This window comes from Nocardiopsis sp. B62 (genome assembly GCF_018070675.1).
Classification (GTDB): domain Bacteria; phylum Actinomycetota; class Actinomycetes; order Streptosporangiales; family Streptosporangiaceae; genus Nocardiopsis; species Nocardiopsis prasina.
This window is the reverse complement of record NZ_JAGPXK010000023.1, coordinates 1-24,938: the sequence shown is the minus strand read 5'-3', so window position 1 is coordinate 24,938 and position 24,938 is coordinate 1. Positions and strand designations below refer to the sequence as shown.

22 protein-coding genes and 1 CRISPR repeat array are annotated in these 24,938 nt (G+C 71.5%); of the genes, 16 read left to right on the top strand and 6 right to left on the bottom strand.

From position 1 onward, the window contains the following. Positions 1-50: 50 nt before the first annotated feature. The 3 genes from KBX21_RS20725 to KBX21_RS20715 form a co-directional block, all read right to left on the bottom strand. A complete protein-coding gene (locus KBX21_RS20725) occupies positions 51-2,825 on the bottom strand; it encodes a serine/threonine-protein kinase (RefSeq protein WP_210843154.1) in 2,775 nt (924 codons plus the stop codon). A gap of 243 nt (positions 2,826-3,068) precedes the next feature. Then, entirely contained in the window at positions 3,069-3,416 is a 348-nt protein-coding gene (locus KBX21_RS20720; RefSeq protein WP_210843152.1) for a DUF2470 domain-containing protein, read from the bottom strand. A gap of 135 nt (positions 3,417-3,551) precedes the next feature. Further along, positions 3,552-4,094: a YceI family protein gene (locus KBX21_RS20715; RefSeq protein ID WP_049567661.1), complete on the bottom strand. Its 543-nt coding sequence runs from the start codon at positions 4,092-4,094 to the stop codon at positions 3,552-3,554. Between the two features lie 183 nt (positions 4,095-4,277). Between KBX21_RS20715 and KBX21_RS20710 the strand changes: the two genes are divergently transcribed. The 12 genes from KBX21_RS20710 to KBX21_RS20655 all read left to right on the top strand — a co-directional run bounded on the left by KBX21_RS20710 (position 4,278) and on the right by KBX21_RS20655 (position 14,368). Continuing rightward, positions 4,278-4,727, top strand: coding sequence for a MarR family winged helix-turn-helix transcriptional regulator (locus KBX21_RS20710; protein WP_049567664.1), 450 nt, complete (start codon positions 4,278-4,280; stop codon positions 4,725-4,727). Positions 4,728-4,919: 192 nt separating this feature from the next. Further along, positions 4,920-5,627 (top strand): SseB family protein, encoded by a 708-nt coding sequence (locus tag KBX21_RS20705; RefSeq protein WP_210843149.1) that lies wholly within the window; start codon positions 4,920-4,922, stop codon positions 5,625-5,627. A gap of 67 nt (positions 5,628-5,694) precedes the next feature. After that, positions 5,695-6,666, top strand: coding sequence for an A24 family peptidase (locus KBX21_RS20700; RefSeq protein ID WP_049567667.1), 972 nt, complete (start codon positions 5,695-5,697; stop codon positions 6,664-6,666). A 45-nt stretch (positions 6,667-6,711) separates the two neighbouring features. Then, positions 6,712-7,893, top strand: coding sequence for a chorismate synthase (gene aroC, locus KBX21_RS20695; protein ID WP_049567670.1), 1,182 nt, complete (start codon positions 6,712-6,714; stop codon positions 7,891-7,893). Between the two features lie 68 nt (positions 7,894-7,961). Continuing rightward, complete coding sequence (locus KBX21_RS20690) at positions 7,962-8,312, top strand: hypothetical protein (protein ID WP_017546144.1); 351 nt, start codon at positions 7,962-7,964, stop codon at positions 8,310-8,312. 497 nt (positions 8,313-8,809) lie between these two features. Next, complete coding sequence (locus KBX21_RS20685) at positions 8,810-9,313, top strand: shikimate kinase (protein WP_049567680.1); 504 nt, start codon at positions 8,810-8,812, stop codon at positions 9,311-9,313. Then, complete coding sequence (gene aroB / locus KBX21_RS20680) at positions 9,310-10,392, top strand: 3-dehydroquinate synthase (protein WP_049567683.1); 1,083 nt, start codon at positions 9,310-9,312, stop codon at positions 10,390-10,392. Before KBX21_RS20685 ends, aroB begins: the two co-directional genes overlap by 4 nt. A 160-nt stretch (positions 10,393-10,552) precedes the next feature. After that, complete coding sequence (efp, locus tag KBX21_RS20675; RefSeq protein WP_049567686.1) at positions 10,553-11,116, top strand: elongation factor P; 564 nt, start codon at positions 10,553-10,555, stop codon at positions 11,114-11,116. Further along, positions 11,116-11,529 carry a transcription antitermination factor NusB gene (gene nusB / locus KBX21_RS20670; RefSeq protein ID WP_049567688.1) on the top strand — a complete coding sequence of 138 codons (414 nt, stop codon included), beginning with the start codon at positions 11,116-11,118 and terminating at the stop codon, positions 11,527-11,529. Before efp ends, nusB begins: the two co-directional genes overlap by 1 nt. Before the next feature lie 44 nt (positions 11,530-11,573). After that, positions 11,574-12,371 (top strand): methyltransferase domain-containing protein, encoded by a 798-nt coding sequence (locus KBX21_RS20665; protein WP_049567691.1) that lies wholly within the window; start codon positions 11,574-11,576, stop codon positions 12,369-12,371. A 41-nt stretch (positions 12,372-12,412) separates the two neighbouring features. Then, positions 12,413-13,699, top strand: coding sequence for a DNA polymerase IV (dinB, locus tag KBX21_RS20660; protein WP_210843147.1), 1,287 nt, complete (start codon positions 12,413-12,415; stop codon positions 13,697-13,699). Positions 13,700-13,942: 243 nt separating this feature from the next. Next, positions 13,943-14,368: a DUF3040 domain-containing protein gene (locus KBX21_RS20655; RefSeq protein WP_049567697.1), complete on the top strand. Its 426-nt coding sequence runs from the start codon at positions 13,943-13,945 to the stop codon at positions 14,366-14,368. 190 nt (positions 14,369-14,558) lie between these two features. On the opposite strand, the gene KBX21_RS20650 is transcribed toward KBX21_RS20655, so the two are convergent. From KBX21_RS20650 to KBX21_RS20640, 3 genes are read right to left on the bottom strand one after another with little or no spacing between them, the layout of a single operon-like run. Then, positions 14,559-16,910, bottom strand: coding sequence for a transglutaminaseTgpA domain-containing protein (locus KBX21_RS20650; protein WP_210843201.1), 2,352 nt, complete (start codon positions 16,908-16,910; stop codon positions 14,559-14,561). A 17-nt stretch (positions 16,911-16,927) separates the two neighbouring features. Continuing rightward, on the bottom strand, positions 16,928-18,235 hold the full coding sequence (locus KBX21_RS20645) for a DUF58 domain-containing protein (RefSeq protein WP_210843138.1): 1,308 nt from the start codon (positions 18,233-18,235) through the stop codon (positions 16,928-16,930). A gap of 32 nt (positions 18,236-18,267) precedes the next feature. Beyond that, positions 18,268-19,260 (bottom strand): MoxR family ATPase, encoded by a 993-nt coding sequence (locus KBX21_RS20640; RefSeq protein ID WP_049567705.1) that lies wholly within the window; start codon positions 19,258-19,260, stop codon positions 18,268-18,270. 309 nt (positions 19,261-19,569) lie between these two features. Between KBX21_RS20640 and mraZ the strand changes: the two genes are divergently transcribed. The 4 genes from mraZ (at position 19,570) to KBX21_RS20620 (ending at position 23,770) form a co-directional block, all read left to right on the top strand. Beyond that, on the top strand, positions 19,570-20,001 hold the full coding sequence (mraZ, locus tag KBX21_RS20635) for a division/cell wall cluster transcriptional repressor MraZ (protein WP_017546133.1): 432 nt from the start codon (positions 19,570-19,572) through the stop codon (positions 19,999-20,001). 275 nt (positions 20,002-20,276) lie between these two features. Continuing rightward, positions 20,277-21,332 carry a 16S rRNA (cytosine(1402)-N(4))-methyltransferase RsmH gene (gene rsmH, locus KBX21_RS20630; RefSeq protein ID WP_049567710.1) on the top strand — a complete coding sequence of 352 codons (1,056 nt, stop codon included), beginning with the start codon at positions 20,277-20,279 and terminating at the stop codon, positions 21,330-21,332. Positions 21,333-21,341: 9 nt separating this feature from the next. Then, entirely contained in the window at positions 21,342-21,797 is a 456-nt protein-coding gene (locus KBX21_RS20625) for a hypothetical protein (protein WP_049567715.1), read from the top strand. Further along, the gene (locus tag KBX21_RS20620; protein WP_210843136.1) at positions 21,794-23,770 is read left to right on the top strand and encodes a penicillin-binding protein 2; all 1,977 of its coding nucleotides are present in this window, start codon (positions 21,794-21,796) and stop codon (positions 23,768-23,770) included. The genes KBX21_RS20625 and KBX21_RS20620 overlap by 4 nt, the downstream gene beginning before the upstream one ends. Before the next feature lie 116 nt (positions 23,771-23,886). After that, positions 23,887-24,586: a CRISPR direct-repeat array (repeat unit 29 nt; unit sequence GGGTCCATCCCCGCGTGCGCGGGGAGCAG). Positions 24,587-24,938: the final 352 nt, after the last annotated feature.

Sequence of the window (24,938 nt, the reverse complement as noted above, 5' to 3'; positions counted from 1 at the left end):
GATCATAGCGTGTCCGACGCCTCACCAGGGGTGTCGGCCCGCCGGGGACCTCAGCCCAGCAGCCCGTCCAGAGGAATGAGCACCCCGGACCCCAGGGCCAGCAGTCCCGTGGAGAACAGCACCACGAGCATGACCAGCGATCCCGCGACGGCCAGGCGGAAGGCGCCCAGCCTGCGACGGGCCTTGAGCGTGGACTTCGCCGCAGTGCGCCCCAGCACGAACAGGGCGACCGACAACAGGACCGGGAACCACCAGGCCGCGCCGATCCCACCGGGCAGCAGACCGGTCAGCGCCGCAGCCCCCTCGGTGAGGGGGTTGTCGCCGAAGTCCAGCAGACCCGTGTAGGCGTCGGTCACGAACGCGCTCTCGGGGAAGAAGCCCTCCCCGGGGCGCACCGCCCGGCCCAGGCCGTCCAGCAGGCCCAGCAGAGCGGCCGGGTAGGCGAACCGGCGGCACCGTCCCGCCTTCATTGCGCGCTGGATCTGGCCCATCGTCCGGTCGACCCGCCGGGCCGCCCGGTCCTGCCGCCGCTTCTCCTTGGCGGTCGCGGGCTCCTGCGGGCGGGTGGGGTCCCCGGGCAGCGCCGGGTTGTCGGGCCGGGTGGCCGCGACCGCTCGACGCTGGCGGGCGGTGGCCACCTTCTCCTGTGCCCCCTCCCATCGTGCCCGTGCGGATCCGGCCAGGGAGGCCCAGCGGTCCTGGCGGCGGGCCCGCCCGTCGGCGCGCTCGCGCTCGGCGATCGAACCGCCGACCCGCGCCGCCTCCGGCAGCAGGAGGAGGGCGGTCAGGACGGCGCTCCGGCTGGCCAGCTGGTCGCCGCCGTCACGCAGCGCCGCCTTGCGCTGCTCGGACCACCACGGCGCGTTCGGGGCGGAGCTGCGCTGCTGCGGGTGCCAGGATTGGCGACGCAGCAGGGACCTGTGCTGCGCGGCGGTCTCGGGTGAGAGCACCATCTCCACCGCGCGCGCCCACGTGGAGTCGATCTCGTGGGCGGCGGGCCGCCGGGGCGCGTCCGGGTTCCGGGTCGTGTCGGGACGCTCGTCCACCACCCGCTCCAGGGTCTCGTTGACCCGCGCCATCAGCAGCGGGACCTCGTGCTGGACCCGCTCCAGCAGCGCGCAGCGGCCGGATCCGCCGGAGCGGCACTCGGGGTGCGGGCACCAGTGCTGGGCGCCCAGTCCCACCACGCCCGACTCCACGGCCTCGCGGACCACGGAGTGGCGGCTGGCGTCGCCCGCAGCCAGGCCCAGGAGCCCGTCCGCGCTGATCTCGTGGCCCCGGAAGCGCGGCGGCATACCGGGCACGTAGCGGGCGGCCAGGGCGCTGATCGCCACGTGCGCGAGGTCGGGGCGGGCCTCCAGACCGGTGAGGTAGGCGCGGTCGAAGGTGTAGTCGTTGACCTCCCGGTCCAGCCAGGTGCGGAGCTCGGACCAGTGGCTGCGCAGCCACATCGCTCCGGTGTCGGAGCGGTCGAGCAGGTCGAAGGCGAGGCTGGGCGGGTCCTCGTGGGAGGTCCCGGCGAAGTTGATGGGGCGTCGGCGGCTCGCGGTGCGGATCGGCGGGCGCTCCCCGGCCAACCACGCCGCGACCTCGTCGTACCCCCACCGGGCGGAGGGTGCCAGGGTGAGCAGGCCCCGGGCGAGCAGGCGCCAGCGCTCGTCGGTGATGGCGGAGATGTCCACCTCGGTGTTGCGGGCGGTCAGCCAGTTCCCGCCGCGGTCGGGGCGGCGGCCGGTGGTGAGCTCGTGCACCATGACGCCCAGCGACCACCAGGCGGCCGGTGCCTCACGGCGGCCCTCCACCACCTCGGGGGAGGCATAGGCCTCGGTGACGGCCTGGCTGCCGTAGACCCGGCTCATGGTGGCGCGCACGGCGCCGCCGAAGTCGGTGAGCGCCACCACCGGCGGGTCCAGCGAGCGGACCAGCAGGTTCTCGGGCTTGACGTCGGTGTGGTTGTGCTGGAGTTCGCTCTGCCAGTGGTGCAGGCAGTCGGCGACGGCGCGGACCACGGCCCGGGCGCCCTCGTCGTCCATGGGGGACTGGTTGATGACCTCGCGCAGGGTGCCCAGGGAGAAGTACTCCTGGGCCTCCCATGCCAGGTCCTCGCCCCAGGAGCTGGCGGCGGTCCCGTAGCCCTGGATGGCGGGCGTGTGCGGGGAGGCGGTTCCCCGGGCGCGCAGACGGTCCAGGAGTTCGCGGTTGATGTCGTGGCCGGGCCGGTACACCTTCAGGGCCAGCTGACGCCCGGGAGTGTCGGTGGGTTCGGCGAGGTAGACGACGGCCTCGCCGCCCGCGCCGATGTGGTCCAGGACCTGGTAGCGGCGGCGGAGTTCGGCGGGCACCGCGTAGTCGAGATCGCCTGCGGGGCCCACGACCACGCGGGAGACCAGGCGCGCCATCCAGTCCAGGAGCGGCCCGAGGAGCACCCGCCACCACGGGGTGCGGCCTCCGGAGGGGCGGGGCGCGGCGACGGCGGGTCGGCTCGTGCCCGGGCGCCCGGTGGCCGAGGCGAAGTCGGAGGCGGGTGGTTGGATTCGCGTGCCGTCGGCGGGTGCGGCGCCCAGGGCGGCGTCGCCGGGCAGGACGGTGGTGCGGTCCGTTCCGTTCGGCGCGCCCGGGGGGACCACACGGGTGGGCCCGTCGTCCGGGGTGGGGGGCGGGCCCGGGTACGCCGCCCCCGGTTCTGGTGGCGGTGCTGCGCCTGGTCGGAACACGCGTGTGACCCAGCGAGTGGCTCCCACCGCCGGGTTGGCTCGCGTGGTGGGTGTCGTCGGGTCGATCCGCTGGGTGGGTGCGTTCTCGTCACCGGGGTCGGGCGTGACCATCGAGGCCGGAGCCATCCTTCGGATAGGCGGTCGTCTGCGGGTGTCCGGGGGATTTCCGTGGCGGGGGCGGACCCCTCCAGGTTAGGTCGTTCGCGGGCCCGGTCGAGTGGTGGAGCCCACTGCGGTCCGGACCCGTGAACGATCTTCCCCCGTCACCTGATGGGACTCCTCAGAGACCGTTCGGGTTCCGGTTTTCGTGACCCTTCGTCACCGGAGCCCTCCCGCGGTGACGGACGGGGGCGTTCAGTGCTCGCCGCGCGGGGTGACTCCGAGGGCCGCGCAGGCCTCCTGGTACATGCGGACCACCTCGACGCGGATCTGCGCGCGTTCGGTGAGCGGGGCGGCCCAGGGGATACGCACGTCCTCCTCGGTTCCGTCCATGGTGACCGCGTAGTCGCCGCCCTCACCGTCAAGGCCGGTCATCCGGGCGGCGGTGGCGTCGGGTCGGCCGCCCAGGGCACGGCAGATGAGCAGGGTGTCCTCGGGGTGGTCGCCGTTCATGTGTGCGGTGACGGCGGTGACGACCTCGGGGGCGAAGGGTTGGGGCGGCACGGTGGCTTCTCCTGCGGTCTGTGGGGCGCTGCCGGACATACGGGACGGGGGAGGGTCCGTGTGGACCCTCCCCCGTCGACGATATCGGAGGCCCCACCGGGTTGCTGACGGGGTGTCGTCAAAACTCGGAGTGGTGCCGTACCGGGGCGCCGCGCCCGCCGGAGCCGTTGCGGCTCAGGCCTGGCGGGTGAACTCGGCGTCGATCTCGATGGAGATCTTGTCGCCGACGACCACGCCGCCGCTCTCCATCGGCATCTCGATGTCGACGCCGAACTTCTTGCGGCTGATGGTGGTGGAGGCGGCGAACCCGGCGCGGTCCAGGCCGTAGGGGTCGACGGTGGAACCGTTGAACTCCAGGGCCAGCTCGACCGGGTGGGTGTTCTGCTTGATGGTCAGGTCGCCCTTGAGGACGAAGTCCTCGCCCCTGGCCTCCAGGCCCGTGGAGCGGAAGCTGAACGCGGGGTGGTTGTCGGCCTCGAAGAAGTCGTTGGACCGGATGTGGTTGTCGCGGTCGGTGTTGTCGGTGTTGATCGAGCTCGCGTCGATCGTGGCCTCGACGGAGGACTGGGTCGGGTCCTCGGGCACGGTCAGCGTGGCGTCGAACTTCTCGAAGCGACCGCGGACCTTGCTCACCATCATGTGGCGGACGGAGAAGCCGACGATGCTGTGGGCTGCGTCGATCTTCCAGGTGCCGGGCTTGAGTTCCTGAGCGGCCATGGTGTCTCTCCCTGTGTTCGGGCGGCCCGGATGCCGGGTCGTCCCACTGACTGGTTCTTTGTCTGGCAACAAAGTACCTTAGAAGTATCTTCCTGGGAAGTAGATTAGGTGTTCGTCCCCGAGGGCGCAAGGGCCCCGCCACTCCGCGACCGCCACCCGTTCCGCCGGGCTAGAATCAGGCCCATGGAGAAGGCATGGCTCGAAGCCGACGAACAGGACGTCTGGCGCGGGTTCCTGCGGATGAACGCCTGGATCTACGACGAACTCGAACACGACCTGCGCGACCGGGACGGTCTCTCCCTCATCGAGTACGGCATCCTCGCCCACCTCTCCGAAGCCCCCGAACAGCGCATGCGGATGCGCGACCTCGCCGAGACCGTGATCGTCTCCAAGAGTCGCCTGTCCCACCAGATCGCCCGCCTCGAACGCGACGGACACGTGCGGCGGGAGAACTGTGAGGACGACCGGCGCGGACTGTGGGCGGTCCTCACCGACGACGGCACCGCCGCCCTTCACCGGGCCGCACCGGGCCACGCCACCCGGGTGCGCTCGCTGATGTTCGACCGGCTCACCCCAGAACAGGTCGACCAGCTCCGGGGGATCGTCGACACGCTCGGCGGCGCCCGACCCTGATCCGCGCGGACCTCCCGGAACCGCACGCCCCCACGGCGCGCTTCTGTGAAGCTGGTGTCCGGGGAGCGGAGCACCCGAGCGCCGACCCCGCGGGACGGCGGCCGCGCCCACCCGGAACAGGGGAGAGGTCACATGGTTCTGTCCGAGAAGCGACTCCGGAACGCACGCACACCCCGGGTAGAGTCGGAGCCCGTGAGCAGACCATCGATCATCGGCGCCCAGAACTTCCGTGACGACGACGGCAGCGCCGACCCGGACGTCGAGGCGAGCCTGCGTGAGCACGCCGCGGGTCGGACCGGCGACCGACAGGTCCTCGCCGCCCTCAGCGGCTCCCGGGTCCTCATCCCCGTGGTGGCCGTGGCCACCGAGACCGAGCAGGGCGTGGGCGGGCTCACCAAGGACAAGAACAGCGAGGTGGCCATCCCCATCATGACCGGCAAGGACGGCCGTCGCGGGGTCCTGGCCTTCACCTCCGTGGACGCCGTCCGCCGCTGGCGCCCGGACGCCCGCCCGGTGCCCTTCACCACCCAGGACGCCTGCCAGGCCACCCTGGAGGAGAACGCCGACGCGCTGGTGATCGACGTCTCCGGACCGGTCCCGCACACCATCCAGGGCCGCTTCCTCACCGTGCTCGCCGAGCAGGGGTCGGTCCCCGAGCCCAAGGACGACCCCCAGGTCCTGGGCATCGTCTACGGGGTGACCCACGCCGAGTTCGGGATCGAGCGCGTGCGCATCCACCCCTCCGAGCGCGCCGACCTCGGCATCCGCCTCGAACTGGAGGAGCGCGACGACGAGTCGCTGCGCAGGGTCGCCGAGCGGCTCACCGCCGAACTCCGGCACGTGCTGCCCGGCGGTGTCGAACTCAGCGCGGTCGTGCGGGCCCGGCGCGACGACGAGTGACCCCGGGGTTGTCCACAGGGCGCCCCACACCCTGTCGCGGGACGACGCCAACAGGTAGTTTCCGAACATGCCCACCCCCCTGGCGCTCACGTCGTCCCCGCTCCCGTGGGCGGTCCTCGCGGCCGCCGTGCTCTTCGCCCTGGGACTCGCGGTCGGCCGCACCGGCGGCCGTCTGGTCCACCTCTTCGGTCCGGCGCTTCCGCCGGAGCCACCCGACCCTGGGCGGGCCACTCCTCACCAGGACGCTGCCACAGGTGGAATCGAGGAGCGGGCAGGCGCGCCCGACACACCGGCGGCATCCGTCACGGCGACCGTCCCCGACCCGGATGAGGAGCACGACGGGCCCCCGCCTCCCCGCTGCCCGCACTGCCTGACCCGGATCCGCTTCGCCCGGGGGCTGCCCGTCGTCGCCTCCCGTGCCTTCCAGCGGGACGGCACCTGCCCCCACTGCGCGCTCCGGGTCCGCCCCCACCCGGCCGTAGTCGCCACCACGGCGCTGCTCTTCGCGGCGGTCGGCGCCCTCAGCCCCACCCACCTGGCCGACTGGTCGCCGTTCGGGCTCCTGGCCGTGCTCTGGCTCGTCGCGCTCGGCGTCCCGCTGTCCGTCGTCGACCTGCGCGTGATGCGTCTGCCCGACGCCCTCGTCGCCCCCGCCTACCCCGTCGCCGCGCTCCTCCTGGCAGCGGCGGTCCTCCTCCCGCCCTTCGGGCCCCACCTGGAGCGCGGCGCCGACGCCCTGGTCGGCATGGCGCTCATCACGGTCCTCTACTGGCTGATGTGGCGGATCAGACCGGGCGGACTCGGGTTCGGGGACGTCAAGCTCTCCGGGCTCACCGGCCTCTACGCGGGCTGGATCGCCGGACCGGTGGGCGCGCTGGTCGCCGCCTTCTGGGCCTTCGCGGCCTTCTCCCTGCTGGGAGTGGTCCTGCTGCTCCTGCGCCGGATCACCCGGGCCGAACCGCTCCCGCTCGGCCCGTTCATGCTCGCCGCCACCCTCGCGACCGTCCTGGCCGGTCACCCCCTGCTTCCGCAACCCTGAACCCGGTGACCACGCCTCCCTCCGATCCGTGGGAGGATCGTGCACATGTTGCGTTGGCTGACCGCGGGGGAGTCCCACGGACCTGCACTCGTCGCGATCCTGGAGGGCCTTCCGGCCGGTGTGTCCGTCACCTCTGACGACATCGCCGCCGCGCTGCTCCGTCGTCGCGCCGGGTACGGTCGGGGCGCCCGGATGAAGTTCGAGAAGGACCAGGTCTCCGTCATCGGAGGTATCCGGCACGGCCTCACCCAGGGTGGGCCGGTCGCGATCGAGGTCGGAAACACCGAGTGGCCCAAGTGGGAGAAGGTGATGTCGCCCGACCCGGTTCCCGCCGAGGAACTGGACGGCACGGCGCGCAACGCGCCCCTCACCCGCCCCCGCCCCGGGCACGCCGACCTCGTTGGTATGCAGAAGTACGGGCACGAGGAGTCCCGGCCGATCCTGGAGCGCGCCAGCGCCCGTGAGACCGCGGCTAGGGTCGCCGTCGGCGAGGTCGCCCGGCAGTTCTGCCGCCAGGCGCTCGGCATCGAGATCCTCAGCCACGTGGTCTCCATGGGCCCCGTCGCCGTTCCCGAGGGTGCGCCCGAACCGCGCCCCGAGGACCTCGCGGCGATCGACGAGGACCCCCTGCGCTGCTTCGACACCGCGACCAGCGCCCGCATGGTCGAGGAGGTCGACGACACCAAGAAGTCCGGGGACACCCTGGGCGGCGTCGTCGAGGTCCTCGCCTACAACCTGCCGCCCGGCCTGGGCAGCCACGTGCACTGGGACCGCCGTCTGGACTCCCGCCTGGCCGGGGCCCTCATGGGCATCCAGGCCATCAAGGGCGTGGAGGTCGGTGACGGCTTCCGCACCGCCGCCCGCCGCGGCTCCGAGGCCCACGACGAGATCGAGCCCGGCCCCGACGGCGTCCGCCGCCGCACCAACCGCGCCGGAGGGGTCGAGGGCGGCATGTCCACCGGCGACCCCCTGCGGGTGCGCGCCGCGATGAAGCCCATCGCCACGGTGCCCAAGGCACTGGACACCATCGACACCGAGACCGGCGAGCCCACCAAGGCCCACCACCAGCGCAGCGACGTCACCGCCGTCCCCGCCGCCGGTGTGGTTGCCGAGGCCATGGTCGCCCTGGTGATCGCCGAGGCCGCCATCGAGAAGTTCGGCGGCGACTCGGTCCCCGAGACCGCCCGCAACCTCCAGGGCTACCTGGACGCGCTGACGATCCGCTAGAACCACCCCACTGGCCCGCCCTCCCCCGGAGAGCGGGCCAGTTCACTTTCACCTACAGGAGCACCCCCATGCACCACCCCCGCCTCGCCACCGTCTGGTGGGACCTGACCGAGTCCGACCAGACCATCGAGTCCCTGCGCGCGTACCTGAAGGAGACGTCCGTCGACGCCTTCGCCGAGGTGCCCGGTCTGCGCCTCAAGGCCTGGATCGCCGACCCCGAGACCAACCGTTGGGGAGCGGTCCTGCTGTGGGAGTCCGCCGCGGCCTCCGAGGGCCCGGTCCCCAGTCGCGCCCTGCAGCTCATCGGCTACCCGCCCACCGAGCAGCACGTCTTCGACGTCGAGGCCACCGTGGAGGGGCGCTGCGAGGACACCGAACTCAGCCACCGGGGCCTCGCCTTCGCCGCGCAGGCACCCTGACGCCTCGGAGAGGGCCCCGCCCGCGCACGCACGCGGGCGGGGTCCGTGCCGATCACCGCCTGAGCAACCTGTGCGGTTGCCTTCCCGGCACGGGGCTCGGAGCTTGCAGGGCCATCCGTCGCGTGGACCCGTGTCCCTTCCTCCCGCGCACGCGGCGATGGATCACTCTCGGAGTCGCGGTTCGCCTCGTTCGAGCGAGGCACGCCCTCGCGGGGACTGGCCACTGGCAGGCGGCCGTTGAGGGAGGACGGAAGTGGGTCCCGCACACGTGGGAAGGGTCCCCCGCGACTACCGGTAGCGTTGGTCGAACAGAGCCTGCTCCCCGCGCACGCGGGACGGGCCGCAGCACCTGACGGCGCACGCGAGCGACACCGCCTGCCTCCCCGCACGCGGGGATGGGCCGCCGTCAGGCGCGGCTCCGAGCAGGCGGTCAGAACGTTCCCCGCGGGCGCGGGGTGACCCCCGGAGGTAGGCAGAGCGTGGCAAGAGCGATCGCGGTGCTCATCGGTTCGCCCGGTTCGGGCAAGTCCACCGTCGGCGAGGCCCTGGCCCGCCGGCTGGACACGGACCTGTTGTGCACCGACACCGAGATCGAGAGGCGTGCGGGCAAGCCCATCAGCGACATCTTCCTCCAGGAGGGCGAGGAGCACTTCCGCGCCCTGGAGCGCGAGGTCGTCGCCGAGGGCCTGCGCTCCTGGGAGGGCGTCATCGCGGTCGGCGGCGGCGCGGTCCTGAACGAGGAGACCCGCAAGGAACTCGTCGACCACCACGTGGTCTACCTCCAGGTGGACTTCGGTGAGGCCGCCAAGCGCGTGGGGATGGACGTGGCCCGCCCGCTGCTGTCCGGGAACCCCCGCACCCAGCTGCGCAGGCTCCTCAACGAACGCCTCCCGGTCTACGAGAGCCTCGCCTCGGTCACCGTGCCCACCACCGAGTACCACCCCGAGGAGATCGTGGACGCGATCGTCGAATCCCTCCCCACCGGAAAGGCCGCCCAGTGACCGTGACCCGGATCGGCGTGGGGGAGCCCACCGGACGCTACGACGTGGTGGTCGGCAGCGGCATCCTCGCGGAACTGCCCTCCCTGGTCGGCGGCGCCGCGCAGGTGGCCGTCATCCACCCCGAGGGCCTGGACCAGATCGCCCGCCCCGTGGTCGGGGTCCTCGAGGAGGCCGGATACCGCGTCCGGCCCATGCCCGTGCCGAACGGCGAGGCCGCCAAGACCGCCGCGGTCGCCACCGAGCTGTGGTCCCGGCTGGGGTCGTTCAACTTCACCCGCACCGACGCCGTGGTGGGAGTGGGAGGCGGGGCCGTCACCGACCTCGCCGGGTTCGTCGCGGCCACCTGGCTGCGCGGGGTGCGTTCGGTGCTGGTCCCCACCACGTTGCTGGGCATGGTGGACGCCGCCGTGGGCGGCAAGACCGGCATCAACACCCCCGAGGGCAAGAACCTCGTGGGCGCCTTCCACCCCCCGGCCGGGGTGCTGTGCGACCTCGCCACCCTTCCGAGCCTGCCCCGGGCGGACTACGTCGGAGGGCTGGCGGAGATCGTCAAGGCCGGGTTCATCGACGACCCCGTCATCTGCGACCTGGTCGAGGACGACCCCGAGGGCGCCGCCCTTCCGGAGGGCAGGCACACGCGCGAACTCATCGAACGCGCCATCCGGGTCAAGGCCGACGTCGTCTCGGGCGACCTCAAGGAGAGTGGCCGCCGCGAGATCCTCAACTACGGCCACACCCTCGGGCACGCCATCGAACGCGCCGAGAACTACACCTTCCGGCACGGTTACGCGGTCTCCATCGGCATGGTCTTCGTCGCCGAACTCGCCCGGCTGGACGGGCGCATCGACGACGAGCTGGTGCGGCGACACCGCTCCGTGCTCACCTCCGTGGGCCTGCCCGTCGCCTACGCCGCCGAGGCCTGGCCGGAGTTGCGCGCGACCATGGCCGTGGACAAGAAGGCCCGTGGCTCCACACTGCGATTCGTGGTCCTGGACGGTCTGGCCCGACCCGCGATCCTGAGCGGACCCGCCCCCGAGCTGCTGGACGAGGCCTACCAGGCGGTCGTGGACGGTTCCTGAGTCCTCGGAAGCCACTAGACTGACCCAAGGCGAGGAGTGCCCGGGTGCCGGTCGGCACAGCCGCTGGCGGCCACGGGAACCACGCCTCGCCCCACTGACCACCGACCGGACCAGCGAGTCCGGTCTCCGACGTGTCACACCCCTGGGAGAGACGACCGAAGTGGCCACGACGAACGACATCAAGAACGGCACGACCCTGCGGCTCGACGGCGGCGTCCTCTGGAACGTCCTGGAGTTCCAGCACGTCAAGCCGGGCAAGGGCGGCGCGTTCGTCCGCACCAAGCTCAAGAACGTCCTCACGGGCAAGATCGTCGACAAGACCTTCAACGCCGGTTCCAAGATCGAGTTCGCCAGCGTCGACCGCCGTGACATGGAGTACCTGTACCACGACGGTGACTCCTTCATCTTCATGGACACCCAGACCTTCGACCAGATCCCGGTCGGCGACGCCGTGGTCGGCGAAGCCAAGGGCTTCCTCCTGGAGAACACCAAGGTCACGGTGGCCACCAACGAGGGCAACCCGCTCTACATCGAGATGCCCGCCGCCGTCGAGCTGGAGATCACCCAGACCGACCCGGGCGTCCAGGGCGACCGCTCCACCGGCGGCACCAAGCCCGCCACCGTCCAGACCGGCGCCACCATCCAGGTGCCCCTGTTCGTCACCACCGGCGAGCGCGTCAAGGTCGACACCCGCACGGGCGACTACCTCGGGCGTGTCAACTGATGAGTGGTGCACGGCGCAAGGCCCGTCGGCGCGCGGTGGAGGTCCTCTACGAGGCTGAGGTGCGCTCCACCTCGGTGGAGGACGTCATCAAGCGTCGCCGAGCCCAGCCCGAACCGCCGATCAACGAGTTCACGGAGCTGCTGGCCCGCTCCGTCGACGAGCGGCGCGACCGGATCGACGCCCTCCTGGACGAGTACGCCATCGGGTGGACCCTGGAGCGCATGCCGGTCGTCGACCGCAACATCCTCCGGATGGGCGCCTACGAGCTCCTGTGGGCCGAGGACATCCCCGACGGTGTGGCGATCGCCGAGGCCGTCGGCGTCGCCAAGGAGCTGTCGACCGACGAGTCGCCCAACTTCATCAGCGGACTCCTGTCCAGGCTGATGGAGAACAAGGCGACGCTCTCGCTCTGAGACCTCGAGCCGAGGCCGGACACTAGCTGATTGAGGGAACGCAGGTGACTGACAGGAGCGGCACGCCCGCGACCGCCGCGAGCGGTTTCGGCGCGGGTGGTCCGACCGGCCCCGGGCGGGCGGCCAACGCGGCCCGCACCGCCGTGGTGTGGGACGCCCTCTCGCGGCTGCTGGACCGTCTCTTCGACGGTGAACCCCTGGAGATCGTCGACGCGGGCGGTGGCACCGGTGGCGCCGCCGTCCCGCTCGCCGAGCTCGGTCACCGCGTGACCGTCGTCGAACCCAGCCCCGACTCCCTGGCAGCCCTGGAGCGCCGCGCCGCCGAGAGCGGTGTCATGGTGCGTGGCGTCCAGGGGGAGACCCAGGACCTGGCCTCGCTCTTCCCGGCCGCCAGCGCCGACCTCGTGCTGGTGCACAACGTGCTGGAGTACGTCGACGACCCCGTCTCCGCGCTGGCCGACGTCGCCGGTGTCACCCGCCCCGGCGGCGCGGTCAGTCTGCTGGTCACCAACGCCGTGGCCGGGGCCCTGCACCGGGTCCTGGCCGGGCACATCACCGAGGCCCGGCACATGCTGGAGGACCCCGACGGCCGCTGGGGCGGGGCCGACCCCGTGCCCCGCCGGTTCACTCGCCAGCAGCTCCTCGACCTGATCGGCCAGTCCGGCCTCACCGGGGAGAGCGTGCGCGGGGTTCGCGTGTTCGCCGACATCCTGCCGGGGCACGCCTGGGAGGGCGACGCCCAGGCCGGACAGCAGCTCGTGGAACTGGAACGGGCCGTCGCCGACCACCCGGAACTGATCGGTGTCGCCACCCAGCTGCACGCCGTCGCCCTGAAGCCCTAGGGCCGGGGCGGGTCGCTGTGGACAGGGCATAACCTGGACATATGAGCCGACGTCAACTGGAGCGCGGTGCCGCTCTACGGGGTGTGGTCACCTCCGAGGGGATCACGCCCCTGCGGTCCGACTTCCCCTTGGACGGCTCCGGTCCGGACGACGACTGCAACATCCTGCACCTGGACATGGACGCGTTCTTCGCGAGCGTGGAGCAGCTGCGCCACCCCGAGGCGCGCGGCCGTCCGGTGATCGTGGGCGGCACCGGTCCGCGCAGCGTGGTCTCCTCCGCCGACTACATCGCCCGCCGCCACGGTGTGCACTCGGCGATGCCCATGGCCCAGGCGATGCGGCTGTGCCCGGAGGCCCTGGTCTACCCGCCGGACGGGGCCGCCTACCGGGAGGCCTCCGAGGCCGTCATGGACATCCTGGGCTCGGTGACCCCCCTGGTGCAGCCGCTGTCGTTGGACGAGGCCTTCCTGGACGTGTCCGGCGCCCGCCGCCGCCTCGGCGGTCCGGTGCGCATCGCCGCGATGATCCGCGAACGCGTCCGCCGCGAGCAGCGGCTCACCTGTTCGGTCGGGGTGGCCGCCACCCGTTTCGTGGCCAAGCTCGGTTCCACCCACTGCAAGCCCGACGGTCTGTTGCTGGTGCCCACGCAGGAGGTGCACGGCTTCCTGGACCCCCTGCCGATCGGCGCCCTGCCCGGGGTGGGGGACAAGACCGAACGCACGCTCGTCCGGCTGGGACTGCGCACGGTGGGCGCCCTGTCCAGGGCCGACCCCGACATGCTGCGCATGGAACTGGGGGAGAAGGCCGGCATCCGCCTGGCCGCGCTGTCCCGGGGCGAGGACCCCAGCACGGTCGTCCCCGACACCCCGGACAAGAGCGTGGGCGCCGAGGAGACCTTCGCCGAGGACGTGGATGACCCGGGCCTGATCGACCGCGAGCTGTTGCGGTTGTCCGAGAAGGTGGCGCACCGTATGCGCGCCTCGGGTCAGGTGGGGCGCACGGTGAGCGTGAAGCTGCGCCGGGCCGACTTCTCCACCATCACCAGGGCGCGGACCCTCTCCGAGAGCACGGACGTGGCCCGGGAGATCAGCGCGGTGGCGCGTGCGCTCTACGCGGCGTCGGGGCTGAAGGGCACCCCGCTGCGCCTGGTGGGGGTTCGCGTGGAGGGCGTCGCCCCGGTCGAACAGGCGCACCATCAGCTCGCACTGGGGGAGGAGGACTCGGGTTGGCGGGACGTTGAACGGGTTATGGACCGGGTGAAGGCCCGTTTCGGTCCAGGCGCGATACAGTCGGCCGTATTGGCCAAGCGTGACGAAAACGACGTATGATGCGGCAACTTCCGGGGACCTCTGAACGTTCTCAGAGTAGAACCGGAGTAAGGGTAAGAAGAGAGGCATGGAAGCCGGTGTTTCCGATACAGGGCGAGGGTATCGTGGCCGTAGTGGGTCAGGTACACACGCAGCTTTTCTTTCCACCAGGCGCTAGTGCACCGTATTCTGGGCATACCACTGACCAAGAGACTGTTCATCAGTACCCGTCACCCCAACCGGGGACTGCCGTAGGGAGGCACCGTGCCGCTCTCTGAACACGAGCAGCGCATGCTCGACCAGATCGAGCAGGCGCTGTATGCCGAGGACCCGAAGTTCGCGAACACTGTTCGGCAGACGAACCCCGGAGTCCATTACAAGCGCTGGATCATCAAGGCCGTCATCGGCTTCGTACTCGGTATGGCATTGCTGCTCCTGGGGCTGCTGCTGAGTAGCCCGGAATCGTCGATCGCGGTTCCGGTCACCATCAGCGTCCTCGGGTTCATCTTTATGCTCGCCTCCTTCCTGCTGGGCGCCAACGCCTGGCGCAAGGCCGCCGGGGGCGGCGCGGAGGCGATGCTGGCCGAGGCCGAGACGGAGACCAAACACAAGCGCAGGGGCGCCAAACGTCCTGGGATGATGAACCGCTTCGAGGAGCGGTGGCGTCGTCGCCAGGAGGGCGAGGAGTAGCCAGCCCGCTCGGGACGGACACCGGTCCTCCCAGGTGACGGATGCCCAGAACGCTCGCCCGTTCGCATCGGTGGGGCCCACACACGCCAGTCGTGTGTGGGCCCCACTGTCGTGTGTGCCCCGCGCCGTCCCGCCCCTGGGGGCCCTACCGGGTGAGCCCCAGTAGGGGGTGGGGGCCCGACCCGGTCGGTCAGGCGGTGGCGGGAACGGCGTCGGCGGCGACCCGGGGCCGGTGCCACGGGGCCAGGGAACGCGGCAGCAGCAGGGCGCGGCAGCGGTCACCACGGGTGGCCGCGGACCTCGCTCCCTCCCGGGCCGTGGCGAGGTCGGCGGAGAGCTCGGCGCCGTCCAGGTGCTGGTCGTCGCCCAGGTCGGGGGCGTAGCGGGCCGCCTCCTCCGCCAAGGCCAGCCGCCACACGGCGGCGTGCGCCTCCGAGGGCAGCAGGGCCCCGCTCGGGCGGACGGCGCCCAACCGGGCGGCGGTCGCCCGGGGGCTCTCGGTGAGCGTCCACTCCACACCCAGGTCCAGGCAGGTGTCCCGCAGCTCCAGCCACGCGGCATGCGCGGCGGCGGTCCCGCCCGAGGCCACAGCGGCCCGGCGCGACCAGCGGATCACGGACCGCACCAGGGCGGGTCCGGCCAACAGCAGCAGCCCGCCGAGCAGACCCGCCACCACCGGCCACCAGGGAGCGGCGCCGGAACCCGCGCCCCCCTCCGGGGTGGTCGCGGCGGAGTCCGCGGGCTCCTCGTCCTCCTCCGGGGTCGGGCTGGCGTCGGAGGGACCGGCGGAGGGTTCGTCCTCGGGGGTCGGGCTGGGCTCGGGGGTGTTCGAGTCGCTGGGTTCGGGGTCGGGCTGGAGCTCGGACGCACCGTCGCCACCGGCGTACTCGGGAACCGAGGCCGTGCCCTGACCCTGGGAGGAGGCGGGGGTGGGCTCGAAACGCAGCCATCCCACACCCTCGAAGTACAGCTCGGGCCAGGCGTGCGCGTCACCGACCGAAACCGACCAGCTTCCGTCGCCGTCCCGCTGGCCCGCCGTGTAACCCACCGCGACCCGGGCGGGGACGCCCGCCTGGCGGGCCATGACGGCCATCGCCCCCGCGAACTGCTCGCAGTACCCGATCCGGTCATTCAGGAGGAAGTGGGACAGCGGGTCGGCGCCGTTCGGGATCGCGGGCGGGCTGAGGTCGTAGGTGAAGTTTCCGCCGGTGAAGAACCCCTGGAGGGCGACGGCCCGCTCGTAGTCGGAGTCCGCGTCCTCGGTCAGGGAGTCGGTGAGCTCCTGGACGCGTGCGTCGATGCCGTCGGGGAGGTCGAGGTGGTCGTCGGTCAGGGTGACCGGGGGCCCGGCGTCGGCCAGGGCCTCCGCCTCCGGGCGGTACTCGGAGGACACCACGGTGAAGTCGAACCCGGTCGAGGGGGTGTCGGTCGTGAAGACCATCAGCGTGGCGGGGTCCACGTACCAGTCGCCGGACACGTCCACGGAGCGCGGCGGGTAGGGCAGGGGAAGGAACTCCATGCGGGGTGCGTCGGAGGTCAGCGCCACCTGGGTGGTGACCGCCGTCCCGGAGTCACGGCTCCAGCCCGTGGGAAGGGGGAGGGCGCCCCCGAGCGCGGAGTCACGTCCGGTGCGGACCGGTGACATCGTCCAGTTCTCGCCGCCGAACTCGTCCAGGACGTAGGTGCGCAGGTATTCGGGCTCCTCGGCGTCACTGCGGTAGGTCAACACCGTGCGGTCGGAGGAGGCCGCCAGGTCACGGCGGAGCGAGACCAGCGGGTGGGTGGTGGTCACGGTGCCGGTGGAGCCGAACTCGGCGCCGTCGGCGATCGTGCGGAAGGCGTCGGTGCGCAGCGACGGCACCATCAACGGGAGGGACAGGGCCAGGAGGATCGCGACGGAAGCGGCGACGACCACGGTGCCCAGCTGGGCCGCGCCCGCCACGAACCGGCTGCCGGGGGTGTGCCCGTCCGGGACCCGGACCCCCCACTCACGTCCGCGGACCCACATGTCCGTGGCCAGCAGGGTCACGTAACCCGCCGCGCAGACAGCGGCCTGCGCCCAGGTCAGACCGGCGCCGTCCACGGCCAACGGCACCACGATCAGCGCGAGGAGCAGCCCGCCCACCATGCCCGGGCAGCGGGCGGTCACCGCGAGGAAGTCCGCCGTCATCGTGAACACCAGGAACGTCAGCGCGATGATCAGCTGGAGCCCGGTGGTGGTGGGAACCGGGGGAGTGCTGGTGTTGATGCCGTTGACGCCCTGCTCGAACAGCACCCAGGTCTGCTCGAAGGTGGCCGCCGTCGGCACGACACCGAGGAACCCGGTGCCGGGGGTGAGCATCGGCGTGAACAGCAGCGCCGCCACCAACAGCTGGAGGAACGGCACCGGGATCGAGGTGCGGCCGGTGAGGCGGTACAGGGCGGACACCAGGGTCACCGCGACCATGAGGACGACGGCGGGCCCCCACCAACCGCCGCCACGGATGAGCCCGCCGAGCAGCGGCAGTGCCGCCAGCATCGAGACCAGGACGGCCAGGGGCATCAGTGTTCGCAACAGTCTCAACGGGACCCCTCCCAGGGGACACGGGTGCCTGCCGGGGCCAGCGGCGTCTCACTGGTGAGGCTGCCTCCGGAGGCTACGGGGGACATGGGGGAGACCCCGGAACCGGGGGTGATCGCCCGCCCCCACAGAGGGGGGAGATCGGCGGGGTCGGCGACAGGAAGCACCCGCCAGCCGTTGGCGGCCAGCAGCTCGGCGGTGCGCCGAGTGTGCTCGGGGTCGGTCCACGCGGCCCGCGTGCACAGCACCGCCACGTGGAGCCCGGAGCCGCGCACCCGGGACAGCGCCGCCGCGTCCTCGGGCGACAACGCACCCAGGACGGCCACCACCAGGCTGGACGAGGAACCCCGCGCGCCCTCCAGGGTGCTGATCCCTCCGTACAGGCTGTCCGCCTCGGAGGCCTCCACCGTGGCCAGCCCGTCCAGCACACCGGAGGTGTTCCCGGTGTGTAGTTGGCCCCGCTCGGTGTGCAGACGCAGTTCGTGCCCGCTGTCCAGGAGGTTCACCGCCACGGAGGCGGCCACGCTGACCGCCGTCTCCAGTGAGTCCCGGACACCCTCACCGTCGTGCGCCTCGAACCTCGTGTCCAGGAGCAGGGTGCTGTGCTCCCGCCAGTGCTGTTCGTCCCGGCGCACCATGAGCTCGCCGTGCTTGGCGGTGGAACGCCAGTGCACCCGGCGCATCTCGTCGCCGTAGCGGTACTCGCGAGGGATGGGGTCCTGCTCCCCCGCACCGGCCACCGAACGCCGCGGGGAGTTCTCCCCCTGGGAACCATCGGAGACACCGAGTGTGGGGAGCGGGACCACGGGCGGGGTAACCAGCAGCGGAGTGGGCGCGCCGACCTGGCGGGTCACCCGGACGCAGCCCAGCGGGTCCACCACGCTCACCTGCAGCGGGCCGATCGGATAGCGGCCACGCACCTCTGGGCGCACCAGGTAGGTGACGTCCCGGACCGCCCTCGCGGCCAGGAACCCCACCGTGTAGCGGGGCTCGTACCCGAGCCGGACGGGCAGGGCGTCCTCGATCCGCACCCAGACCACCGGCCACGCGGTGGAGACGTTGCCGATCCGCACCAGGACCCGGGTGTCGGTTCCGGCGGGGATCCGGTTCGGTTGCAGCGCCCGGCTCTGCACCACCCGACCGGTCGCGCCCAGGATCGTCAGCGCGGAGATCGGGGGCACCAGGAGAAGGAAGAAGCCCACGCCCGTAAGCTCCCGCTGACCGATGACGAAACCGCACACGAGAGCGACGACACCGAAGAACAACATCAGACCACCGCGTGCGGTGAGGGTACGTTGCGGGCGCATGGTCCGTCTTTCGGGAGTCAGGGGGCAGAGGGTCAGCGGGGGCCGGGCACGGGCAGCCGGGAGACCAGCTTGGCGACGATCTGCTCGGCGCTGAGCCGCTCCATCTGGGCCTCGGGACCGGGCAGCAACCGGTGGGCGAGGACGGGGACGGCCAGGGCCTGGACGTCGTCCGGGACGACGTAGTGGCGCCCCTCGAGGGCGGCGTGCGCCCGCGCGGCGCGGACCAGGTGCAGGGTGGCGCGGGGAGAGGCGCCCAGCCTGAGTTCGGGGGCGGTCCGGGTCGAGTTGACCAGGTCCACGACGTAGCGGCGCATGCCCGGTGCCATGTGCACGTTGTGCACGCGGTCCACCAGGGAGCGGATCTCCTCGGCGTTGGTGACCGGCTCCATACGGTCCAGCGGCGAGCGGGTGCTGTGGCTGTCGATCATGTCCAGCTCGGCCTGGGGCGAGGGGTAACCCACCGAGACCCGGGCCATGAAGCGGTCCCGCTGCGCCTCGGGCAGTGCGTAGGTGCCCTCCATGTCGGCCGGGTTCTGCGTGGCCACGACCATGAACGGCCGCTCCAGGGCCCGCGTCTGGCCGTCCACGCTGACCTGGCGCTCCTCCATGCACTCCAGGAGCGCCGACTGCGTCTTCGGCGAGGCACGGTTGATCTCGTCGCCGAGCACGATGTTGGCGAAGACCGGCCCGGGGTTGAACTCGAACTCGTTGCGGTCCTGGTGGTAGACGCTCACACCGGTGATGTCGCTGGGGAGCAGGTCCGGGGTGAACTGGACGCGCTGCACCGAACAGTCGACGGCCCGGCCCAGGGCCTTGGCCATCATCGTCTTGCCGACGCCGGGAACGTCCTCGACGAGGAGGTGTCCCTCAGCGAGAAGGACGGTCAGCGCGATGCGCAACACGTCGGGCTTGCCCTCGATGACCGTCTCGATCGCGCCACGGACGCGTTCGGCGACGGCGACAACGGCACCGACGTCTCCCCGGACGTCGCCCCCGTGACCGTCTTGCTGTGTGCCGAGTGACACGAGAACCCTCTCGCTCGGTGTGTCTGCGTGTATCGCTCCGAGGCTAGGGCCAATCAGATCCCTTGCAAACCAAAATGCCGGAATCGGCCGCCGAGGGGTTGACCCGGGGACGGAGGTGGTGCGCGACGCACGCGGGCGTCATGGTGCCCCACTCGCCCACCGTTCCAACCCCACCATTCTGACCTGCGCATTTGTCGATTCTTCAGCGTCTGAATGCGGATTGAAGCTGTTGACGGTGGGGAAGAGTGGAGTAAGGTGGAGCAGCGTGGAGAGGGTGAATTCTCCGCATAGGGGTGAGGGGGTGAGTGTGTGTTCCTCGGCACCCACACACCTCGCCTCGATCAGAAGGGACGGCTGTTCCTTCCCGCGAAGTACCGCGACGAACTGTCGGGGGGTCTGGTGATCACGAAGGGCCAGGAGCGCTGTCTCTACGTCTTTCCGGCGGACGAGTTCCGCCGCGTCACCGACGCCCTGCGCTCCGCACCGGTCACCGCCAAGGCGGTCCGCGACTACAGCCGCGTCCTCTTCGCCAGCGCGTCCGACGAGTCCTGCGACAAGCAGGGCAGGATCACGATCCCGTCGAAGCTGCGCGCCTACGCGGGCCTGGACCGCGAGTGCGTCGTCATCGGGGCCAACACACGCCTGGAGATCTGGGACGCCGCCGCGTGGTCGGAGTACGAGACCGAGCAGGAGCAGGCGTTCTCGCAACTCTCAGAGGAGGTGCTGCCCGGGGTGCTGTGACGGCGGGGCGGTCGCTGGAACGCCTCGATCCACCAGCACACAGTCCATGCAACGCCGGGACCGGTGGCGGTCTCCGGAGACGGTCACACGAGCTGGCGCGACTTCCCCGGTGCCAGGTCGTGAGCGTTCGCCCGCCGAAAGGTGGACAATAGCGGCCGTGTCCGGAGGCCCCGCCGGTTACTTCGGAGGGGCCACGCGAAGGACACCGTGGAGCGCGCCCAGTGCGCTGCACGGACCCAGGGGGAGATCGCGACAGCGTGGAGGAACAGCAGCGCATGGGGGACAACCGGCAGGACGGGCGGCCCGAAGGGGACCGCTCGACGGACCACGGGGCCGACGACATCGCGGCCCGGATCCAGGCGGCCAGAGCGGGGATCGATCCCCTGCACGTGCCGGTGATGCTCGACCGGATCGTGGAACTGCTCGCACCGGCGCTCAGCAGGCCCGGGGCGGTGTTCGTCGACGGCACCCTCGGGCTGGGCGGACACTCCGAGGCGCTGCTCAAGGCCTGCCCCACCATGAGACTGGTCGGTGTGGACCGGGACACCACCGCCCTGGAACGCAGCGCCAAACGCCTCGCACCCTACGCGGACCGCACCCACTTCGTCCACGCCGTCTACTCCGAGATCCCGCGCGCCCTCGACGAGGCCGGGGCGAAGCACGCGGACGCGGTCCTGCTCGACCTCGGCGTCTCCTCACCGCAGCTGGACGAGACCGAACGCGGCTTCGCGTACGCCCACGACGCGCCCCTCGACATGCGCATGGACGGTACCCAGGCACTCACCGCCGCCGAGGTCGTCAACGACTACTCCGTCGCCGAACTCACGCGGGTCCTGCGCACCTACGGCGAGGAGCGCTTCGCCTCCCGTGTGGCCCGGGCGATCGAACGCCGCCGTGCCCAGGGACGCATCGACTCCACCAGGGAACTGGCCGAGCTGGTGCGCGAGGCCATCCCCGCCGCCACCCGCCGCACCGGCGGCCATCCCGCCAAACGCACCTTCCAGGGCCTGCGCATCGAGGTCAACGCCGAGCTCTCCATCCTCAAGGAGACCCTGCCCGCCGCGATCTCCCGCCTGGACGTGGGCGGCCGCATCGCGGTGCTGTCCTACCACTCGCTGGAGGACCGGATGACCAAGAGGGCCCTCGCCGCTCTGGCCACCGACACCACACCCGCCGACCTTCCGGTCCCCCTCCCGGACCGCCAACCGGAACTCCGGCTCCTCACCAGGGGCTCGGAACTCCCCACGGACGAAGAGAACGAACGCAACCCGCGCGCACAGTCGGCACGCCTCCGGGCGGCCGAACGTGTGCGCTGGCCGTCGCGGCAGTAGGGAGACCAGATGGGCACGAAGACGGACACACGCCGCACCACCAAGGGGCGCGCGACGACCACCAGGCGCACCGGGGCCACCAGGCGTCCACCGGCGCCCAAACGTCCGGCGCGGCCTGCGGCGACCACACGTACAGGCGGTATCGGACCCGCGCCGAAGATCCCGTTCGTCCTGCTCATCCTGTGCCTTCTCGGCGGTGCGCTGGTGTCACTCCTGGTGCTGCGCAGCGTCGTCGCCCAGGAGGCGTACACGATCACCAGTCTCCAGTCGGAGAACCGGGAGATGTCGTACGTGGAACAGCAGCTGGAGAAGTCGGTGGCCCACATGGAGACCTCCGAGCGCATCGCCAGGGAGGCCGAGGAGATGGGGATGGAGCAGGGGGACGCTCCGCTCTTCCTCGACCTGGACAGCGGTGAGATCAGCGGCAGCGGTACGGACACCGGGAACGTTGGGAGCGGAGAGTGAGCACCCCCCGGGACCGCCGCCCCCGTGACCCCCGTGGACCCGGAGCGGCGGGACGCTCCGGGTCCCGGCCCAGCAAGCGTCCGCAGCGGGAGCCCCGCCGCCCCGCCAGCGGCGCCCGCGCGAGTTCCGGAGCGAACCGGAGTGGTTCCGCCCGTGAGACGCGCAGGGGCGGTGAACGGCCGCGGCGCAGGAGCCCGGCCCCACCGCCCCCGCCGCCGCTCCTGCGGCGCACCTTCAGGCAGGGCGATCCGAACAAGCGCATCAGGATCGGCGGGGCCATCATCGTGGTGATCCTCCTCCTGTTCGCGGGCAGGCTCACCCAGATCCAGGGGGTGGAGGCCGAGAGGTACGCCGAAGCCGCCGCCAACCTGCGACTCCAGACCATCGACATCCCCACCCTGCGCGGACAGATCACCGACGCCGGGGGGAACCCGTTCGCGCTGTCAGCCGAGGTGCGCACCGTCTTCGTCGACCCCGAGGAGGTCAAGGAGGAGGAGCGCGACCAGCTCGTGGACGAACTGGTCACCCGCTTCGATCTGGAGCAGGCGGAGGTCGCGGCCAAGGTCGACGCCGCGCCCAGCCGGTACCAGGTGGTGGCCACGATGGTGTCGCCGGAGGACTGGCAGGAAATGCGCGACCTCGGCCTGGCCGGTGTGGGGGCCGAGGTGGACTACGAACGCGTCTACCCGGATGAGACCGGCGCCGCAGACCTGGTCGGGTTCGTCGGCTCGGAGGGGCACGGACTCGAGGGCCTGGAGGGCTACCTGGACTCGACGCTCGCCGGTGAGGCCGGCAAGCGGCAGGTCGAGGTGGGTAACGACGGGACCCAGATCCCCATGGCGGGCGGTCTGGTGCGCGAGCCCGAGCCCGGTCAGGACGTGCGCCTGACCCTGGACCGGGACCTCCAGTGGTTCGTCCAGCAGGCCCTGGCCGAGCGGGTGGAGGAGTTGGACGCCGAGGGCGGGAGCGCCATCGTCACCAACACCGACCAGGAGATCCTCGCGATGGCGGACTACCCGTCCTACTCGCAGAACGACATCTCCGCCACCGGGCCCGAGGAGTGGTCCAACGGAGCCGTCGCAGAGACCTTCGAGCCGGGCAGTACCAACAAGGTGATCACGGTCGCCGCCGCGCTCGAGGAGGAGCTGACCACACCGGAGACGGTGTACACGGTGCCGTACACCCTCCAGTACTACGACCAGACCTTCCGTAACTCCACCAACAACGGCACTCAGCGACTGACCGTCAACGGCATCATGGCGCAATCCAGCAACGTGGGCACCATCAAGATCGCTGACCAGGTCAAGGCCGGGGTGCTGCACACCTACATGAATGACTTCGGACTGGGGCAGCCCACCGGACTCGCCCTGCCGGGGGAGGAGTCCGGGGTGCTCACCGATCCCGACGACTGGTGGGGGACCCAGCTGCCGTCGGTGTCCATCGGTCACGGCCTGTCGGTGAACGCGACCCAGATGGCCTCGGTCTACGGCACCATCGCCAACGGCGGTGTCCGCGTCGAGCCCCGGCTCATCGCGGGAACCGTCGACACCGACGGGGAGTTCACCCCCGCGGAGGAGCCGGAGAAGACCAGGGTCGTCAGCAAGGAGACCGCCGACCAGCTCGCCCTGATGCTCGAAGCGGTCACCAGTGACGAGGGAACCGCGCCCCAGGCCCGCATCGACGGCTACCGGGTAGCGGGCAAGACCGGTACCGCCAACCGGATCAATCCGGAGACCGGCGGTTACGACGGCGGTGGCTACACGGCGACCTTCGCGGGCTTCGCCCCCGCCGACGATCCCGAACTCATCGTCCAGGTGGTCCTGCACAACCCGCAGGAGACCTACTACGGCGGCGAGGCCGCAGGACCGGTGTTCAACGACATCATGTCCTTCGCCCTCAAGACCATGAAGGTCCCCCCGACGGACACCGAGCCCCCGGCCATCCGCCTCTTCGAAGAAGAAGAGGACCGCTGACCACCCGGCGGGAGCCGCAACCCTGCGGCTCCCGCCACCCCGGTGGACGGATACTGCGGCCCATCCCCACCCGCGCGGGGCAGCCGTGCTTGGGGCTGTCGCGCGATCCACGCTTCGGGGTCATCCCGGCGCGTGCAGGGAGCAGTGGGCCGCGAGCCCGATCGAGCACCGGTAGCCGGGGCCATCCCCGCATGCGCGGGGAGCAATGTGAGTCCCGGGGCGGTGTGGCCATCATGCGGGGTCCATCCCCGCGTGCGCGGGGAGCAGGCCGACGCCCTCGACGAAGGGTCCGGCGGGTTGGGTCCATCCCCGCGTGCGCGGGGAGCAGAGGATGTAGGCCCGCCACGTCTCGACCTTGGCGGGTCCATCCCCGCGTGCGCGGGGAGCAGCACTGCGCAGCCGTGAAGTCCACGAACGCCCCGGGTCCATCCCCGCGTGCGCGGGGAGCAGGGGCCCCTAGGGCGGACGGAGGGCGGCGTACCGGGTCCATCCCCGCGTGCGCGGGGAGCAGGTCTCCTGGCCCGGCGCCGATACCGGCGCGCTGGGTCCATCCCCGCGTGCGCGGGGAGCAGCTCATCGCGCGCCACCGCCTCGATGCTGGCGTGGGTCCATCCCCGCGTGCGCGGGGAGCAGTACCCCCCAGTACCCCCTACGGGCGTTTCGTCGGGTCCATCCCCGCGTGCGCGGGGAGCAGGCCCTGGCCCCCGGCGAACCGGGCGACGACCTGGGTCCATCCCCGCGTGCGCGGGGAGCAGGCCCTGGCCCCCGGCGAACCGGGCGACGACCTGGGTCCATCCCCGCGTGCGCGGGGAGCAGACTTTTTGACCTGCGAACTTACCGGTGGTAAGTGCTCGTTTTTCCAACTTGTTGAGAAACAGACAAAACCGGCATCCGCCTTCGTTGTTGCTGTCACGGGCGAGCCTATAGCGAGAGCAATGTGTTCCTCCACGCCTGCGCTGACCGGAATGCGTGTCGCGGCTGGTCACGCTTCCCGACGCAAGAGCGGCAGCGAAGGAGGGTAGGCCCCCAGGCCTGTGGGGAGCGGGTCGCGTGTCGCGGCTGGTCACGCTTGCCAGCGAAACAGCGGCAGCAAAGGCGGCCAGTGCGTGGGGGCGGGCGGGCCGCGCGGGATGGGTGGGGGTGGAGACCAAACCGGCTCCGGCGGAAG

Coding starts and splice junctions, on each gene's coding strand:
- KBX21_RS20725 (WP_210843154.1), bottom strand. CDS start 2,825: ATGGTCACGCCCGACCCCGGTGACGAGAACGCACCCACCCAGCGGATC.
- KBX21_RS20720 (WP_210843152.1), bottom strand. CDS start 3,416: ATGTCCGGCAGCGCCCCACAGACCGCAGGAGAAGCCACCGTGCCGCCC.
- KBX21_RS20715 (WP_049567661.1), bottom strand. CDS start 4,094: ATGGCCGCTCAGGAACTCAAGCCCGGCACCTGGAAGATCGACGCAGCC.
- KBX21_RS20710 (WP_049567664.1), top strand. CDS start 4,278: ATGGAGAAGGCATGGCTCGAAGCCGACGAACAGGACGTCTGGCGCGGG.
- KBX21_RS20700 (WP_049567667.1), top strand. CDS start 5,695: ATGCCCACCCCCCTGGCGCTCACGTCGTCCCCGCTCCCGTGGGCGGTC.
- aroC (WP_049567670.1), top strand. CDS start 6,712: ATGTTGCGTTGGCTGACCGCGGGGGAGTCCCACGGACCTGCACTCGTC.
- KBX21_RS20690 (WP_017546144.1), top strand. CDS start 7,962: ATGCACCACCCCCGCCTCGCCACCGTCTGGTGGGACCTGACCGAGTCC.
- nusB (WP_049567688.1), top strand. CDS start 11,116: ATGAGTGGTGCACGGCGCAAGGCCCGTCGGCGCGCGGTGGAGGTCCTC.
- dinB (WP_210843147.1), top strand. CDS start 12,413: ATGAGCCGACGTCAACTGGAGCGCGGTGCCGCTCTACGGGGTGTGGTC.
- KBX21_RS20650 (WP_210843201.1), bottom strand. CDS start 16,910: ATGCCCCTGGCCGTCCTGGTCTCGATGCTGGCGGCACTGCCGCTGCTC.
- KBX21_RS20645 (WP_210843138.1), bottom strand. CDS start 18,235: ATGCGCCCGCAACGTACCCTCACCGCACGCGGTGGTCTGATGTTGTTC.
- rsmH (WP_049567710.1), top strand. CDS start 20,277: ATGGGGGACAACCGGCAGGACGGGCGGCCCGAAGGGGACCGCTCGACG.
- KBX21_RS20625 (WP_049567715.1), top strand. CDS start 21,342: ATGGGCACGAAGACGGACACACGCCGCACCACCAAGGGGCGCGCGACG.